Here is a 16182-nt window from a genome sequence, read left to right on the forward strand (position 1 = left end):
GCAAATTTTCTATGGATGAACTTATGAGCCAAATACTGTATCAACTTGATGATATCAACATTGCTTTCCCCCCAATTGAAGGTGCACTGACCGAGCCTAATGGTTTACTGGCCCTTGGTGGTGATCTATCTTCAGAGCGCTTAATTTCAGCATACAGCCAGGGGATTTTTCCGTGGTACAGTGAGAACGATCCCTTGATGTGGTGGTCACCTGATCCCCGAGCCGTTATCGACATTGCTCAGCTGCGAATAAATCGAACGTTACGAAAAGCCATTAACAAATCACCTTTTCATATCACCTTAAATCAAGATTTTTGCCAAGTAACTCAATTTTGTGCCAATGCCCCCTTTCGCAAAGATGGGACCTGGATACTGCCTGAAATGGAGGCCGCTTACTTAAAGTTGCATCAACAAGGTTACGCTCACTCTGTCGAAATATGGCATACAGATGAGCAGAACAATAAAGTATTAGTCGGTGGTTTGTACGGTGTTGCTATTAATGGCTTCTTTTCCGGTGAGTCGATGTTTTATACAAAAAGCAATGCTTCTAAGTTTGCTCTTATTGCGTTAGGCCAGTTACTTGAATCAGTGGGCGTCAACTTTATAGATTGCCAGTTATTAAACCCATTTCTTGAAGATATGGGGGCTAAAGAAATAAGTCGTGATAGTTTTATTCGCAAACAACGCGATGTACTTACTCAGAAATTGCCAACTGATTTTTGGCAACCACGAACTTTGACGCTAATTTAAGTCAAATTTGCTAATAGAAGTTATAATTAACATTAGGCGTAATAGGCAATTGGAAAATTATCAATGAGTGATGCTTCCTATAAACTAGGTATAACCAAAACATTTCCCTGTAATTATTTACCTGAACAACAAGAGCGTTTGCTAATAGCGGTTGATGAGCGTTTACACAACAGTGAAAGTTATGGATGGTTAATGACACAAGGTTTTCGTCGCAGTGGCGATCAAAGTTACCGACCCAATTGCCCTAATTGCAATGCGTGTCATTCTATTCGGGTATTAACTAACGACTTTGTACCCTCTAAAAGTCAAAAAAGATCAATCAAGCGTAATAGTCATTTTATAATTAAAGAATCTGCTCAATTGAAAAACAGCTATTACCCATTGTTCGAGAATTATATTAATACCTTGCACCAAGATGGCAGCATGTACCCTGCGTCTTTTGAACAATTTGAAAGCTTTTTAAGCTGTAACTTAACCCAGCAACTTTTCATTGAGACTTGGCTACCAGCAAATGAAGATAATGGCCTAACAGAAGATAAACTTGTCTGCGTAGCGGTAACCGATGTGTTGAGTAACGGTTTATCTGCCGTTTATACTTTTTATCACCCTGAATTTAAGGCCAATGGATTAGGCGTGTTTTCAATTCTTACCCAACTTAATTTTTGCCAAAATATGTCCTTACCATACTTATATCTCGGTTATCAGATTGATGAATGTCAAAAGATGAATTATAAAGATCGATATTTTCCCTTTGAACGCTTTATTGATGGTCAATGGCATATAAATACCAAAGCTAGTGTTAATAAAGCTAAAATTGCTAAATAAATAGTCACAAGCCTTTACATTAGCCAAGCAATTAGGCATCATTCGCGCAGCTTTTTTATCTGCCCTGCAATATCACTAATATAAAGATATTTAGTGGCTATTTTGCACAACATTAGAGGTTTAGCGCCCCATGGCGAAAGAAGAAAATATTGAAATGCAAGGTACAGTTTTAGATACTTTACCTAACACTATGTTCCGAGTAGAACTTGAGAATGGTCACGTCGTAACTGCACATATTTCTGGTAAAATGCGTAAAAACTACATTCGTATTTTAACAGGCGATAAAGTAACGGTTGAATTGACGCCTTACGACTTATCAAAAGGTCGCATTATTTTCCGCGCTAGATAAGCCAGTTATTGACTTAGGTTTCCTTTTTCTTAATTGCTGAAGCCGAAATAATTAAAAAAACCAGCATTCAATAGAGTGCTGGTTTTTTATTGTCTATATTATTTGTTTAATAGCTAAATGCTTTACTTTGCCGGCATATCCATATGAAAAGCATTAAGTTTATTGCCATCTAAGTCCCTAAAATAAGCGGCATAAAAGCCACTTAATTCACCACGTAGTCCAGGAGCACCTTCACAGGTAGCGCCTAAGCTCAACGCTTTTTGATAAAAGGCATCCACTTGCTCATTTGAATCAACCATAATGGCGATCATCGTACCATTACCTACTGATGCGGGTTTGCCATCAAAAGGTTTAGAAATGGCAAAACCTGCAGTGTCCATGCCAGTAGACCATGCAACGAACTGTTCAGATTCTAAGAAACGACCAGCGCCTATACTGCTGAACAGTTCATCATAGAAGTTAACTGCTTTTTCAAAATCATTAGTACCTAATGTAATATAACCTATCATACCTCTTCCCCATTGAGTGTTTTGTTAAACATTTACTATAACCCAAGCCAGATAAAGATGCAGGTTTCAGTGGAAATTAGAAATGCCAAGATATTTCAAGGCTAATAAGCTGCAATTAATTCCTTTTTGAATTGTTCGCAGCTAATGTTTAAACCACTTTTAGCGATGAGAACATTAAGTTCTTGTTGATGATTTTCAATGGTCGACAAGGTGATAGTATTATCATCAAGCTTGTAAATTTGTAATTGGCTTTGATAATAAAAAGATAAAATGGTCATGGCTTTTTCTTCACCATTGTTAGCCGCGAGTTTAATTTTTTTAAGTTTACGGTAAACCAAATTTTGCAATTGTTTCACCTGCCAAACATAATAAATTTCAGTAAAAAACGCACTATGCTTAATTCGGTACAAAATAGCAGCATTGGTCACCAATGCGAGAATAACGCCTAATAAGTTGAATCTAAAATTACTCTCAGGCTCAGCTTGTACCGCATCATTGGCGACTTTCACAAGCTCATTTACATCACCGACACTGGAAAACATACTGATTAGTATGGTGCCAAACAAGAGTGACAGCACTAATAATGAGCTGATAAAACTCACAATAACAATATTCAAATGTTTTCTATAACGTTCTTTATCTATATCAATCAATTGCATGGGAAGAAATAATCCTTGGTTTACCAAAATTAAAAAAATAAAAGTTAACAATAATGGGAGCAAAAGCAGCATCTTATCATTTTTATCACTTAGACGTGCCATATGAATGTAAATTTAAACCTGAATGACGTTTAACTTGCCCAGTAACACCCTGTTGCCATACCCGTTGGTTTGCAGCTATGGTCAGTTGCTTTTTAGCTCGAGTAATACCTGTGTAGAGTAATTCCCTCGACAATAGTTTACTGCCACGTTGTTGTTGGCCTTGTAGTAAGCTCTGTTGCTCACTTTGTGTGGCAGAAATGACCATAGCTACATGAGAGAATTCACTACCCTGAGTTTTATGGATAGTCATGGCATAAACACTTTCAAATTTCGGCAAACGAGATGGTAGTATCTGCCGGATTACCTGTGTTGCTGGCTCTGAAGTATCAAGCATTTTACTTTGACTAGTGGAATCCTCAAAACACGCCATTAAATGAGTTTTGCCTGCTTGATCAACAATTCGCCAAATAATGCCAATATCACCATTATATAAGCCTAAACGGTAGTCATTTTCATTTATCATGATTGGCTGTCCATGATAAAGCGCATGTTGGTTTTGCTGATAAGGCGCATTATTTTTCCCTAAATAGCTCTTAATCATTTCATTAAGTCGCTCAACACCGTAATCACCTTGTCTAGTTGCACACAGCACCCTAAATTGTGATAACAACGCAAAAGCATCACTGACACTACGACAAGACTCAATGGGTTGATAATATTGCCTCACTAAGGGTGCAAGCCAAGTAGAGAGCTCACCTTGGGCAAGGGTTAACTGTCCCTCAGGCACCTGAGTTATAGAATCGCTCAACAATTTCCAACTACGTTTAACATCGCCTTCAATGACACTATTAGCGATGAGGCCAATGCCACCTTGCCCATCAAAACGTCTAGATTTGACGAGAAAGGTCAAATAATCAACACTGTTTATTTTAGCTACATTGCGATGTGCATCGCTTTGGTTACCTTGTCTATTTGCCATAAAATATGTATTAAGTTGTTCTGGCGAAAATTGACAAACTTGCGATAAATATTGTTCATTTTCGACACTAAAACCGCCGTGCGGTCGTGGCGCTATATCCGCTAATACACTACCTGCAGCGACGGAAGGAAGTTGATCGGCATCACCTAATAAAATCACTTTAGCAGTCTCTTTTAACGCACGAAAGACTCGAGTCATTAAAGGTAAGTCAACCATAGACACTTCATCAATGAGCACAATATCATAGGACAGGCGATTTTCTTCGTGGTGTCTAAAGTTTGGTGAGTTGGGTAAAACACCTAATAAACGATGCAGTGTTTGTGCTTGAGTGGGTATTTCAGCAAGCACCTTGTCATCAATCAATCCCTTAAAACCTGAAACTGCATTTACAATTGACTCTGACAAGCGTTGAGCCGCTTTACCAGTGGGCGCAACTAATGCAATATTAAGCGCAGCTGCTTCTTGGTGGTTTTGCGGAGCTGCCTCTGTTTGCTCTAAATCCAATTGTTCTAACATCAGTAACGCGGCTAATAATTTAGTTACTGTATAAGTTTTTCCTGTTCCCGGACCGCCAGCAATGACGCTAAAATTTTTATTAATAGCATTAGCCACTGCAATTTTTTGCCAATCAATTGTTGTTGCTTGTTTAGATATTCCCTGGCCTGACGTCTCTAATGATTCGTCCGGAAATAAACTATCGATACACTGTCTGATGCTATTATTATCATACTGACATTTTTGTAATAAGCGTCCATTTAAGGCTATGCTCAAGTCATTTTCAAACTGAAAATAACGGCGTAAATACAATTTATCATCATGCAGAACCAACAATTGTTGATCTGTTGCTAGGATATTGAGCTCTTTTAGCATGGCTTGCAATTGTGCTAGTGGCGCAAAAACAAAACCAGCATGGCTGAGCTCTTGAGTTAAGCCGTCGTTTTCTTGTTGAAACTCTTTTTTTGTCGAGACAAAACCTTTACCCCAATGTTGATCTGCAATCTCATTTAATGGCAAACAACTGTGCCCTGCTCGCAGGCTAGCACTTAACGCTAAGAATAAATGATATAAATTATCGTAATGATTTATATCAGTCATTGTGTCAGAAAATAAATCCACAGTTTCTTCTGTCGAGAATCGACTTTTTGTAGAAGGAATTAACGCGCTGAACATTTCTTTTGCAAAGAAATAATCAATAGCTTCAACACCTTGGATAACCTTTTGCACTTGGGTAAAACGGCTGTACACTGGTTTGTTCATACTATTATCAAGCATGCTACGCTTCCTCATTGCATTTTTCACTAGAAAAAAGCGTATCTAAATTATTGATTTCTTGTGCTGTAATTTTTCGATAATAAACTCCAGCACCTTTATGCTCAGGCGCTGTTGTCATGCCACGTAAATATAAATAATACACACCACCAAAATGCTGTTCAACATCGTAATCCACTAACGTTTGCGCTAGATAGCGATGTAATGCTAATGCGTAAATTAAGTATTGTAAGTCGTAGTAATTTTTCTCAACATTATCGAGCAATGCAGCAAAATGATAATCTTGAAAACTATCACCCAAGTGACTCGACTTATAATCACACAGATAATATTTACCTTGATACTCAAAAATTAAGTCGATAAAACCGTGCATCATACCAGATAATTTTTTGTAACTAGGTAACATCACTGGATATTTTAAGCTGTTGTTTGATGGATTATTTATTTCTGGGTCAGTATCTAGGTTTTTTCCTTCACTTGCATTTCGCTGTGCGTTTTTTCGGTGATCGGTAAGCAAAATAGCTAAGGCATTCGTGCCCTCACCTTGCATAGGGAAATAGAACTCACTTTCACGTAATGTTTTATTAAGACTTATATCAGCCAAACAACCAAGTTGTTCATGTTCATTGTTGAAATTACTGTGATCATCTGAAATAAATGGTGCATTAATCACTTGTTCTAACCAGTGAATCAAATCGTCCGTTGTATATGCCGAATTATTATCTTCCACTCTACTGGGGTTTAGCTCACCATACCCTAACAGTGGCTTTTCTAAACTTTCTTGCCAATCAGGCTCAGAAAAATCAGTTTGCTCTAAAACATCGTGCAATAAGTTACCTGTATGCGCACCTTTAGCTAATTGAAAACAAATTTGTTCTGCAGTCGCATTTTCAATTTCATCAGGCTCGACAGCTGCATGTAAAGCGTCAAATTTCCGCCCTTCAATATCAGTATCTCGATCAGGGTTTGATACCCCTGCATGACGAATATTTCGGCTTATCGCGGTGAATGAACTTAACCACCAATCTCGCTCTATTTTGCCGACAAATCTACTGACTCCAGCCTGAACAAACGCCTGAGTTTCAGCGCCTTGTGTATTGGCTAAGGCATCCGCAGCAATAGAACAATCGAGAGATACCTCACGGATACCAATAGCGTGTTCGGCACTTGCTTTTAATGTCTGTAACGGCTTAATCATGCTTTCTTGTTCATGAAGTTGTAATGTTTTACCTAAAGGTGAAAGGTGATAAGCATCAAAAGCGCAGCAAAGCACGTAACATCTTCGTTCAGCTCTAGTTATTGCAACATAAAGCAAACGAATACTCTCAGCATAAGCCTCATTGCTCATGGCTTTTTTTGCTTCTTTTGAGCCATCTAGACTTAAACACAGTTCACCCCGTGCATCATGGTACTCAAGGTAACTCACCGATTTATTGCCAAACTTTAATGGATCTTTATGACGACAAGCAAAAGGAATAAACACATAAGGGTATTCAAGGCCTTTAGAGCCATGTTGAGTGATCAAACGGATCAGATCCCCGTCACTTTCTAAACGTAATTCAGCTTCCACATCATTACTTTCAAGATGACACTGCTGCTCAAACCAATGAACAAGCTCTTGTCCTTGGCTTAATCGAACACTCGCTGCTTGCAATATCTCAAATAAATGCAGCACGTTAGTTAAACAGCGATCTTTATTATTTTTTGGCACATCAAACAAGTCGTGTAACAAGGTAATCGCCATGGTGATAAACCCTTGTCGTTGCCATTGCGTACGATAATCGACAAACGCAAACTTCATCGTTTGATAGGCCATTTCATCTTGCTGTAATTGATGTAATTTATTGGAATCAAAGCCTAATAAACCACACGATAAAGCAGCGACAAATAATCGTTCATTTTCAGGTAACAGCACACCTTTGAGTAAACCCAATAATTGCTTAGCTTGGGGAGAATGAAATAAATTGGCTCTATCTGATAAAAATACGCTATCAAGACCCGCTTGTTGCAAAGCATATTGTATGTCTCGTGCTTCTGCGCCATCCCTGACTAAAATAGCAATGTCTTTTGGTTTGACACCAGATGCCGTTTGAACAGTGTTGCCAGTCGAAGCCTCTGTTGATGCTAACAAGCTGACAATTTCATTGGCACACCAGTTAGCAAGCATAGGACGACTACCTTGACTAATTTTATCACCTTGTGGCTTAGTACCATTAGATGTCTCTTCGCTGGTAAAATGAATAAATTGCAGCGCTTTATCACTATCTGAGATAACTTGTTGGTTTTGAGTAGACTCTTTGCACTTTTTACCAGCCAAAACGGGTAAATAAGGAATACCGAAACCAAAGACACTTTCGCCTTGTTGGTTGGTAGTTTGTGAAACTGAAGTCTCGTTACGATTATAGGTAAAAAGCTGATTATAACCTGCAATCATCTGCGGTGTTGATCGCCAATTAGTATCCATCAACCAATGATGATCACAGCCGCTGCGGGCATTTAAGTAGGCAAAAATATCACCACCTCGAAAGCCATAAATAGCCTGTTTTGGATCGCCAATCAGAAATAAACCCGCATTAGCATGTTTAGCATTACTACCATAATAAATCGATTGTAAGATACCAAACTGCTTAGGATCAGTATCTTGAAACTCATCAATTAAGGCCACAGGATATTGTGCCAGCAGCTGTTTCGCTAGTAGCTGAGTGTTTTCACCGTTTGAATCGTCAGACTGAAGACAATCGGCTAAGGTATTAATTAAATCGTCAAAGTCTAATAAGTTAAGCGCTTGTTTCTGCTCAATGACTTGCTGTCGAATTATGTAAATACCCGACTTAACAATGCCAAAAGCTTTCGCTTTGTTGATATTGTTGGCTATCTTCTTTACTTGCTCTTTCACTTCTTTTACTGGGGCAAACGCTTCAAGCAACTCAGCTTTATATGTCGATCGCGCATAACGTTTGCCATCAAAAAAACCATCCGGCATTTTGACCTTACCTGCGCCAACATCAAGCAGTGATAACTCTTTGCTGACAATACTTTCAAGCCAATTTTTTAATTGAGATAGCTCGTCACGCCTTTTTTCTTGCTCAGCGCCCTTTTTAACCAGTATCAAAGCATTTTCAAATAAATCGCTGTTGGCCGTTAACGTTTGCGCTGCCAGGCGTACTAAAGCAATGAAATCAGCTTCAATACTTTCAACATCCACAACAGATAACGCGCTGGTGTGGCCTATGGCTTTACTAAAACTGGATAAAAAACTATCTGGCGTTGCCCAAAAACTAGCGAGCAATAGAAAACTTTCATGATCGGATTTAGCTAAACTGCGATACCAATCTTGACAAACTTGTAGGGTTATTTCAGACGAATTGGCCGCCATATTGGCATTAAACGGTAACCCGCTGGTAAAGGCATATTGATTTAATACCCGCTGACAAAAACCATGAATAGTAAAAATAGCCGCTTCATCAAGAAACAGTAACGCGCGTTTGAGTAAAAATTCTCGCTGTTTTTGTTCAATACGTCCGTTAAGAGTAGTAAAATAGGCGTCTTCTTCACACAATACATCCCAGTCACTCAACGCTAAACGAATAAAGGCATCAATACGACCTCGTAGCTCTTGGGTCGCATCTTTGGTAAAGGTCATCAATAATATCTGTTCAACCGTTAACTCTCGTTCGAGTAACAAGCGTAGATAGATACGGGTAATATTATAGGTTTTCCCCGTTCCAGCGCTCGCTTCAATAAGATGTTTGCCACTGAGTTTAATGGTGGCTGAATCAAGGTTTTGCAGTATTACCTCTGGATGGTTTGCTTTAGCCGTTATTTGCTGTACGCCTGAAGTAGTCGGTCGAGTCATTATTTAGCCTCCTTACTAGTCGATGGTTTAGCGGGAGTTTTGCTCGCCTTTTTAGCGGCTGGTTTGGCTGATTTTTTAACCACAACTTGATACAAATCTTGATAGGTAAACTCTAGCTCAGCTTGGTGATTCTGGTAAAGCGGGCATTCAGGCCAAAAATAACTCAGGTAATCATCATCACTTAAACCACGTGTACTCATATCACCAAGCCACAATCCTTCAAAACGCGCTTGCGTCATTTCAACGAGTTGGCCGCGTTTTTTAGTAAACACCTGCTCCGCCAATTCACCATTTAACAACAAAACTTGTTGTTGTCCTTTAAAAAACATCTTAATAAGATTAATCAGTTTTGTTTTTGCATCCTCAATGTTCGCGACACTAAACTCTTCTACTTTCTGAGCCTTGGTATTAAAATATAAACCAATGGTCTCAGTTACCTGCTGTAGTTTAAGCGTATTGTCGTCGTCACTTTTTGTACTATTGGCAATCGTCTGTTGTTGCCATACTTGTACGACAAGTTGCTGCAAATACATGGTAAATTTGTCTTTGGCCTTGGCGCTTGAGCTCCGATAATGCACTAATACATTATTTTTTACCGCTAATTGCGTAGTCAAGCTAACGGTTACTTGATCAACAGTAAGCAGTATATTGCAGTCTATTAACTCTGGATTATTACAGCCACCTTGGTTAATTGCTTCGCTAAATTGTTGGACATCCTGCTGATAATCATCAAAAAGATCGTTAGTTGTCGGTAAATCAGGAAATTTACCTGATAACTGCGCGCGGGTTATCACCTGTTCAAATTCAACGTTAGTTAATGGTGACTTCATGGTTCCCGTTAAAGCCGCATTGAGCAAGTCTTGTCGTAGTAAGTAACTTTGCAAGTGATTAACACTAAAGGGCTCAACATCTTCAAGTAGAGTATTGTGATTTTCAAAATATAAATTAAGTTGCTGTTGAGCAAACATTTTTGCAGGGTGCTGATAAAAACGTATTAATTGCTGGCAAGATAAACCCACTTGATGCGTTTGCTCTGTTGTATAAGAAGCGCATTCGATGGTTAGCATAGAATCTTCTGGTCCGCTAAGGTCATGATCACTGTTGGAATTTTGTCCTAGCGCTAACCAGTTGGCATCAAAGCTAGGCCAAGCCCCTTGATAATTTTTAGCACTAAAAGCTTGCATGGCTAATTGATAGATAGCGGATTTATGACTTTCGCTCTTACCATCATTGGTACCAGCACCGTCCTGATCTTGCGAAAACTGCCATCCGTAACCTTGGGCTAGATATTCCATCAGTTCTTTTACCACTAATGACGGCTGTTTTTCATTATTATTTTTGATGTTTCGACCTTGATAACTCAAGTATAACGAGTTTCTCGCTGAAATAATTGCCTCGAGAAACAAGTACCTATCGTCACCACGGCGTGATCTATCGCCTAATTGTGCTTTTGATAACGCCATAAGATCAAAGCCCAAGGCTTGGCGTTGTCTAGGAAACTCACCGTCATTTAACCCTAGAACTGCAATGACTTTAAATGGAATACTTCGCATAGGTAACATAGAGCAAAAGGTTACCTGGCCTACCATAAACTGCTTACTGGCATCGCCTTGGCTAAAATGTTGTGTTAAATAATCTACCACTATTAGCAATGAGATATCGTCTTCGAACTTTGCATGGTGACAATGCTCAATGAGCCCTGCAATGGCTTTTTCAATCACCATTAAGCTATTTTCATAGCTGACATTGTCAGCATCGACTCGGCTAAATAAATGGCTTAATTGCTCAAGTAAGAAGCTTTGCCATTGAATTGCCGTGCGAGAGCGTTGTAGGTTTTCACTAAAGTAATGTAGTTGCTCAATAAATAGCATTAACTGGCCGAGTAGAACGCTATCACTGCCCTCAACATTGCTCAACAATAATTGCTCTTGGTAAATTTGCTCGCTATCAGCATAAGCAAAACCCCGTAATAAACGGGATAAGCCCTGTTGCCAGGTAAAAGAAGCGTTCGCTTGTAAACCTAACAATGATTGTTTGTGATTCAGATCTAAGCCCCAATGCACCGTCGCTTGCTCTAACCAAGCTGAAATTTTAGTCAGGTCTTCGCCGTTAATAGAGTACTTACTGGCCATGGCAGGTAAACGTAAAAAGGCTAATAATTGTGAAACACCAAACCGGCTATCGGGTAATGACAGTAGCTCAGTAAAAGCAGCCACTAGCGGGTCACTATCTTTGGCACTACGATCGGCAATTGAACAAGGCAGTGGCGGAACTTCACCTGCAATATCTTGCCAACCGCGAGTAAAGACTGCATTTACATACGGGGCATATTGTTCTATTTGTGGACACATAACCAAGATGTCTTTAGGGGTTAAACTCTTGTCTCGATTAAACTGATGTAATAAATAATCGTGAAGTGCCTGTACTTCTCGCAAAGCACTATGACAACTCGTGATAACAATCGAATCGTCATACTGCACTGCTTTAGGGTCGACAACCCCACCAACAACAGGCGATCTGGCATCAACTAGAGATAAAATATCATTTTGAAGATGGTGCAAAATGCTGGTTACATCGCTTTCATCATTGGTAGGCTGAGCAGATTTAGCCTGCTCAAATAACTCAACATCAATGGTACTATACTCTTGTAACATTGAGATAAACTCACGCCCTTGTTGGCCCAAATTCGCTAATAATGGATTGCCGACATAACTTAATGGCTCAGCTGCATCATCTGACCATTGTGATAACTTATTTAAAGCGTATTTTTCTTTAACTTCTTGTTTATCGGTAAGTACATCTCCCCAATAAGAGAAACACGGATTAAGATGGAAGAAATGTACTTCAACATGCTCACTTAAGGCGTTAATAAAATCTAACCACATTGGCGCCATGGTATTAAGACCAAAAAAACTAATGCGTGGTGGTATAAGGTCTTTTTTCTCTTCAATATTAGCAATAGCATCTTGCATTAATTCAACAGGGTTATAAGATAATTGCTCAATTAATAATTGCCATAACTTACCTTGCCACTTGTGTTCGCTGGCTGATACGTTTTCTAAGCCGTTAAGTTCAAAATTTCCTTTTTCCCAACTATCTAACCACTGTGGTCTGAAAATCAAATATTGCTCATATAAATCGGCCAATTGTGTAGCTAATTGGTAACGTTTTAGTTGTGCATGCTTGCCCTCATTAACAGTATTATTTTCCTTTTCGTCTATCGTAGTTTCGCCACGCCAATAGTGGGTAGCTTGACGAAAATCATCATCTTCAATAACAGAATCTAGTGCTAAAAGTGCGTGTATTCGCCAGCAAAGAACTTCTCGGGAGTATGGTGATTGGTCAGGTACCTTTTCATCGCTAGCAAGCGTTCTTATTAGCTTCCAAAGAAATTGCGCAGGTAACGCGTAACGCATATTCATGCTAATTCCACGTTCTTGTGCAATAGCTAAATTAAGCCAGTGCTGCATACCTGCATTTTGTACCACAATGACTTCTTGGTTGAAGACACCTAACGGGGAAAGTTGGGAAATTTTGTTGAGTAGAAGCAACAAATTTTCCATTTTATTGGCAGGATAAAGGTGGATCAAGATAATACCTTAACGGTTGGGTAAAGGAGAACATTCCCTAAAACAGGGCGAATAAAATACATTATAAATTGAGAATTAAAACTAGGGTCTATTGATCTTTCGCGGTTAATTTTATTCACCTTTTTTAAAGATAGTAAAGGGTTTTAATCGCGGCGAGTAGTGTGTAGCCTAATCACGCTAAGCAAATACTATCCAACAAACCGCTGCAAAAAAAATCTCGAACGTTCAACAGACCCTAAGATAAATTTAACCATAAGGTTATAAAGAATACGAGTTAAATTAATCATATATCAACGAAAATACTTATTATATTTTTGTCAGATTTTACACTTTTTAACAAAGACCTACATTGTTTCGACAGTTTGTCGACATTACTCATACTGAAGAAAAAGCAGACTTTATATAACTTTATATTCATTGAATCAGTTCCTGGAATATCATTATGAATTTATATCAAGCAAGTTTTTTAAATGCTGTACGTCAATTTCCTAATAACATCGCATTGCATACGAATGACATCAGAAGTGATACCACACAAGTAAAAATATTTACTTATCAAAAGTTATTTGAATTAAGTCAACAATGGGGGAATTACATTGCTCACTTTAATCAAGAGCAAAGCCCTGTTGCCGTGTATGGAGGTCGACAATGGCAAATGTACGCAGGAATATTAGCTATTTTAAGTACAAATAACGCTTATGTACCCTTAAATAATAAACAGCCCGCCAACCGAAATAGCAAAGTGTTGGCACAAATAAATAGCCGAGTACTGCTGGTTGCTGAAAGTGAAGATCCGACAGAGTTATTACAATTAACTCAACAATCTTTAATTGTCATTTATTTGGGCGCTAACCAACCCAACTGGTTAGCCAATAATTGGCATCATCAATGCTTTGATATTGAAGAACTTGCTTTAGTTGTTTCTGCTGTGGGCGCTTTTTCTTCGGCGCCCATGCCACTAGCAATTAGTAGCAATATTAGTTGCTCATTAGCAGCTCAATTACACGCAGCAGAAGTTAAATTAAATACTGTAAATAAAAACGCATACATTTTATTTACCTCTGGTAGCACTGGTACACCTAAAGGTATTGCCGTCAGTCATAAAAATATTGTTAACCACCTACAAAGACTCGACCCATTATTACAATTAAATGCGACCGATAAAGTAAGTCAATTTTTTGAATTATCTTTTGATCTTTCAGTACACGACATGTTTAGTTGTTGGAGCAAAGGTGCGGCACTTTACGTGATACCCACCGAACAACTCATGTGTCCGCTAGCATTTATAAAACAACATAAATTAACCGTATTTTCAGCTGTTGCCTCCGTTCTCTCTTTTATGGATAGACTGAGTTTACTCAAACCAAAGCAACTGCCCGATTTAAGAATAAGCTGTTTCGGTGGTGAAAAGTTATTAACCAAGCAAGCACAGAAATGGCAGCAATGTGCCGATAATAGCCGGGTGATAAATATTTACGGACCGACTGAGTGCACTATTACGGCGACCTATTATGAATTGGGTAAGAATAAATCTATCACTTCAGCTTCAGTACCGATTGGGAAAGCTTTACCTGGCTTATCCACATTATTAGTCATTGATAACCAAAAAATCACCTCACCCAATACGTTGGCCGAACTATATCTAGCTGGTGATCAGCTTGTTGAAGGCTACTTTCAAGATACAAAGAAAACCCAACAAGCCTTTATCACTTTAACTAACGATACAACAGAAACGCACATACGTTACTACCGAACGGGAGATATTGTCTATTACAACGAACAGCAAGACATCGTTTTTCATGGCCGTAATGACCATCAATTTAAAATATCTGGACACAGGGTTGAAGCAGCAGAAATCGAAGACATTATTGTGAGTTTTTCAAACGATGTAACTTGGTGTGTAGTGTCAGCACAAGCAGAAGTAGCGGATAACACAACTATTATAGCTTTTATAGAAACAGCTAAAGTCGTAAACCCTACCCTCCATTCTGAGGATATAAATCAGCCCTTAATAACGGCGTTAAGACAACATTGCTTACAGTATTTACCCGCTTATATGATGCCTGATGAATTTATTCTTGCCGCCGCTTTGCCACGAAATGTCAGCGGAAAAGTAGATATCAAAACACTGCTTAATGATAGAAAAAATAAGCTATCGGTCAGCAATAATAAACATTCTCCTCTAGAGGTTACACCATGTTAATCCAGCAAAGCATTATTCATTTTATTGAAGGCAAAACTCATTGCCCATTAACAGATTTATCGGACCATTTACTTGGTACCATCAAATCATTTGATTTCATGATGTTAATTCTTGAACTCGAACAAAAATTTAATTTGAAATTACCCTTTGAACAGGCGTTATCAGGCAATTTAAAACAAATAGATCAGTTTATTAGTTGGGTTGAACATCATTATGACAGTTAACAAGTTTGATAAGCCTGCTGAAACAGCTAGAGAACGCATATCGTTCAACCAAAGGTCGCTCGGTAAACTACTAAATTTGCTGATTGCGGGCTTAACTAAGCTAAACAGAATTAGTCGACAAAAACTGGTAAAAAATATTGGCAAGACGATTTTATATTTTGCAAAAAAAACAAAAACAAGAGCAATAAAGAATATAAGTAATGCAATGCCAGAGCTAAGTATAAAAGAAGCGACCGATTTAGCATTTGATGCATATGGCAACTGTGCTTACGGTGTTGCAGAATCTTTTTGGCTTACAGAAATTGACCCTGATATTTTCTGTGATGAAGATACCTTACAGATTTTACAATCGGGTCAAGGTGCTTGTATCGCAACTATGCACTTAGGTTGTTATGAAGCAGTACCATTAGCAGTAGCAAAGTTTGCGAATAAGTCTGTCACGCTCACCAATATTCCACAATTTTTAGCCGAACCAATGGATTTTTATTCTGCAGTTAACATAACTGCTATCAATAAAAACGCGAGCAACGCCTTTAGTGAGCTATTAAAAGAAGCTGGCAGTAATGCGTATATCTCTTTGCATTGTGATCTTTATGCAAACCAAACCAAGGTGACCTTTTTCAATCAGGAGACAAAAGCGCCTGCAGGTATCGCGCTATTGGCAAAAATGAGTAAAAAGCCGTTGTTATTAGCTTACGCAATTTATCAAGGAGATGGACAAGTGCAAGTATTTTTTGAAACTCTCTATGTACAGTCAAACCCAACAGAAAATGAAACTTCAAAACATTGCCAAAAACAATCAATAGCACAAGTTACTGAGCCAAGTGTTGAACAAATAATGTCAAAGATTTACCTAAGGTTTGAGCAAATAATCAGGCAATACCCTAATCAATGGTATTGGTCATATAAACGTTGGAAAAATTAGCAC

11 protein-coding genes are annotated in these 16182 nt (G+C 38.5%); 6 read left to right on the top strand and 5 right to left on the bottom strand.

Annotated features, from left to right (window positions below; genetic code table 11):
• Nucleotides 1–23 precede the first annotated feature (23 nt).
• From aat to infA, 3 genes are all read left to right on the top strand, one after another.
• Nucleotides 24–749, top strand: coding sequence for a leucyl/phenylalanyl-tRNA--protein transferase (gene aat / locus ND2E_RS11120; RefSeq protein WP_033093902.1), 726 nt, complete (start codon nucleotides 24–26; stop codon nucleotides 747–749).
• A gap of 63 nt (nucleotides 750–812) precedes the next feature.
• Entirely contained in the window at nucleotides 813–1574 is a 762-nt protein-coding gene (locus tag ND2E_RS11115) for an arginyltransferase (RefSeq protein WP_033093843.1), read from the top strand.
• 130 nt (nucleotides 1575–1704) lie between these two features.
• A complete protein-coding gene (infA, locus tag ND2E_RS11110) occupies nucleotides 1705–1923 on the top strand; it encodes a translation initiation factor IF-1 (RefSeq protein WP_011043571.1) in 219 nt (72 codons plus the stop codon).
• A gap of 122 nt (nucleotides 1924–2045) precedes the next feature.
• On the opposite strand, the gene ND2E_RS11105 is transcribed toward infA, so the two are convergent.
• The 5 genes from ND2E_RS11105 to recC form a co-directional block, all read right to left on the bottom strand.
• The gene (locus tag ND2E_RS11105) at nucleotides 2046–2432 is read right to left on the bottom strand and encodes a VOC family protein (protein WP_033093844.1); all 387 of its coding nucleotides are present in this window, start codon (nucleotides 2430–2432) and stop codon (nucleotides 2046–2048) included.
• 101 nt (nucleotides 2433–2533) lie between these two features.
• Nucleotides 2534–3091, bottom strand: a complete 558-nt coding sequence (locus tag ND2E_RS11100) for a DUF3087 family protein (RefSeq protein WP_033093903.1) — start codon at nucleotides 3089–3091, stop codon at nucleotides 2534–2536.
• Nucleotides 3092–3176: 85 nt separating this feature from the next.
• Complete coding sequence (gene recD, locus ND2E_RS11095; protein WP_033093845.1) at nucleotides 3177–5384, bottom strand: exodeoxyribonuclease V subunit alpha; 2208 nt, start codon at nucleotides 5382–5384, stop codon at nucleotides 3177–3179.
• A gap of 1 nt (nucleotide 5385) precedes the next feature.
• Nucleotides 5386–9237: an exodeoxyribonuclease V subunit beta gene (recB, locus tag ND2E_RS11090; RefSeq protein ID WP_033093846.1), complete on the bottom strand. Its 3852-nt coding sequence runs from the start codon at nucleotides 9235–9237 to the stop codon at nucleotides 5386–5388.
• A complete protein-coding gene (gene recC, locus ND2E_RS11085) occupies nucleotides 9237–12827 on the bottom strand; it encodes an exodeoxyribonuclease V subunit gamma (protein ID WP_081962038.1) in 3591 nt (1196 codons plus the stop codon). Before recC ends, recB begins: the two co-directional genes overlap by 1 nt.
• A 442-nt stretch (nucleotides 12828–13269) precedes the next feature.
• Between recC and ND2E_RS22410 the strand changes: the two genes are divergently transcribed.
• The 3 genes from ND2E_RS22410 to ND2E_RS11075 are packed head-to-tail and all read left to right on the top strand — an operon-like array spanning nucleotide 13270 to nucleotide 16179.
• Entirely contained in the window at nucleotides 13270–15030 is a 1761-nt protein-coding gene (locus ND2E_RS22410) for an amino acid adenylation domain-containing protein (RefSeq protein ID WP_052056516.1), read from the top strand.
• Nucleotides 15024–15254 (top strand): hypothetical protein, encoded by a 231-nt coding sequence (locus tag ND2E_RS11080; RefSeq protein WP_033093848.1) that lies wholly within the window; start codon nucleotides 15024–15026, stop codon nucleotides 15252–15254. Before ND2E_RS22410 ends, ND2E_RS11080 begins: the two co-directional genes overlap by 7 nt.
• On the top strand, nucleotides 15244–16179 hold the full coding sequence (locus ND2E_RS11075; protein WP_052056518.1) for a lysophospholipid acyltransferase family protein: 936 nt from the start codon (nucleotides 15244–15246) through the stop codon (nucleotides 16177–16179). The genes ND2E_RS11080 and ND2E_RS11075 overlap by 11 nt, the downstream gene beginning before the upstream one ends.
• Nucleotides 16180–16182 lie beyond the last annotated feature (3 nt).

The organism is Colwellia psychrerythraea, from assembly GCF_000764225.1.
Lineage (GTDB): Bacteria > Pseudomonadota > Gammaproteobacteria > Enterobacterales > Alteromonadaceae > Colwellia > Colwellia psychrerythraea_D.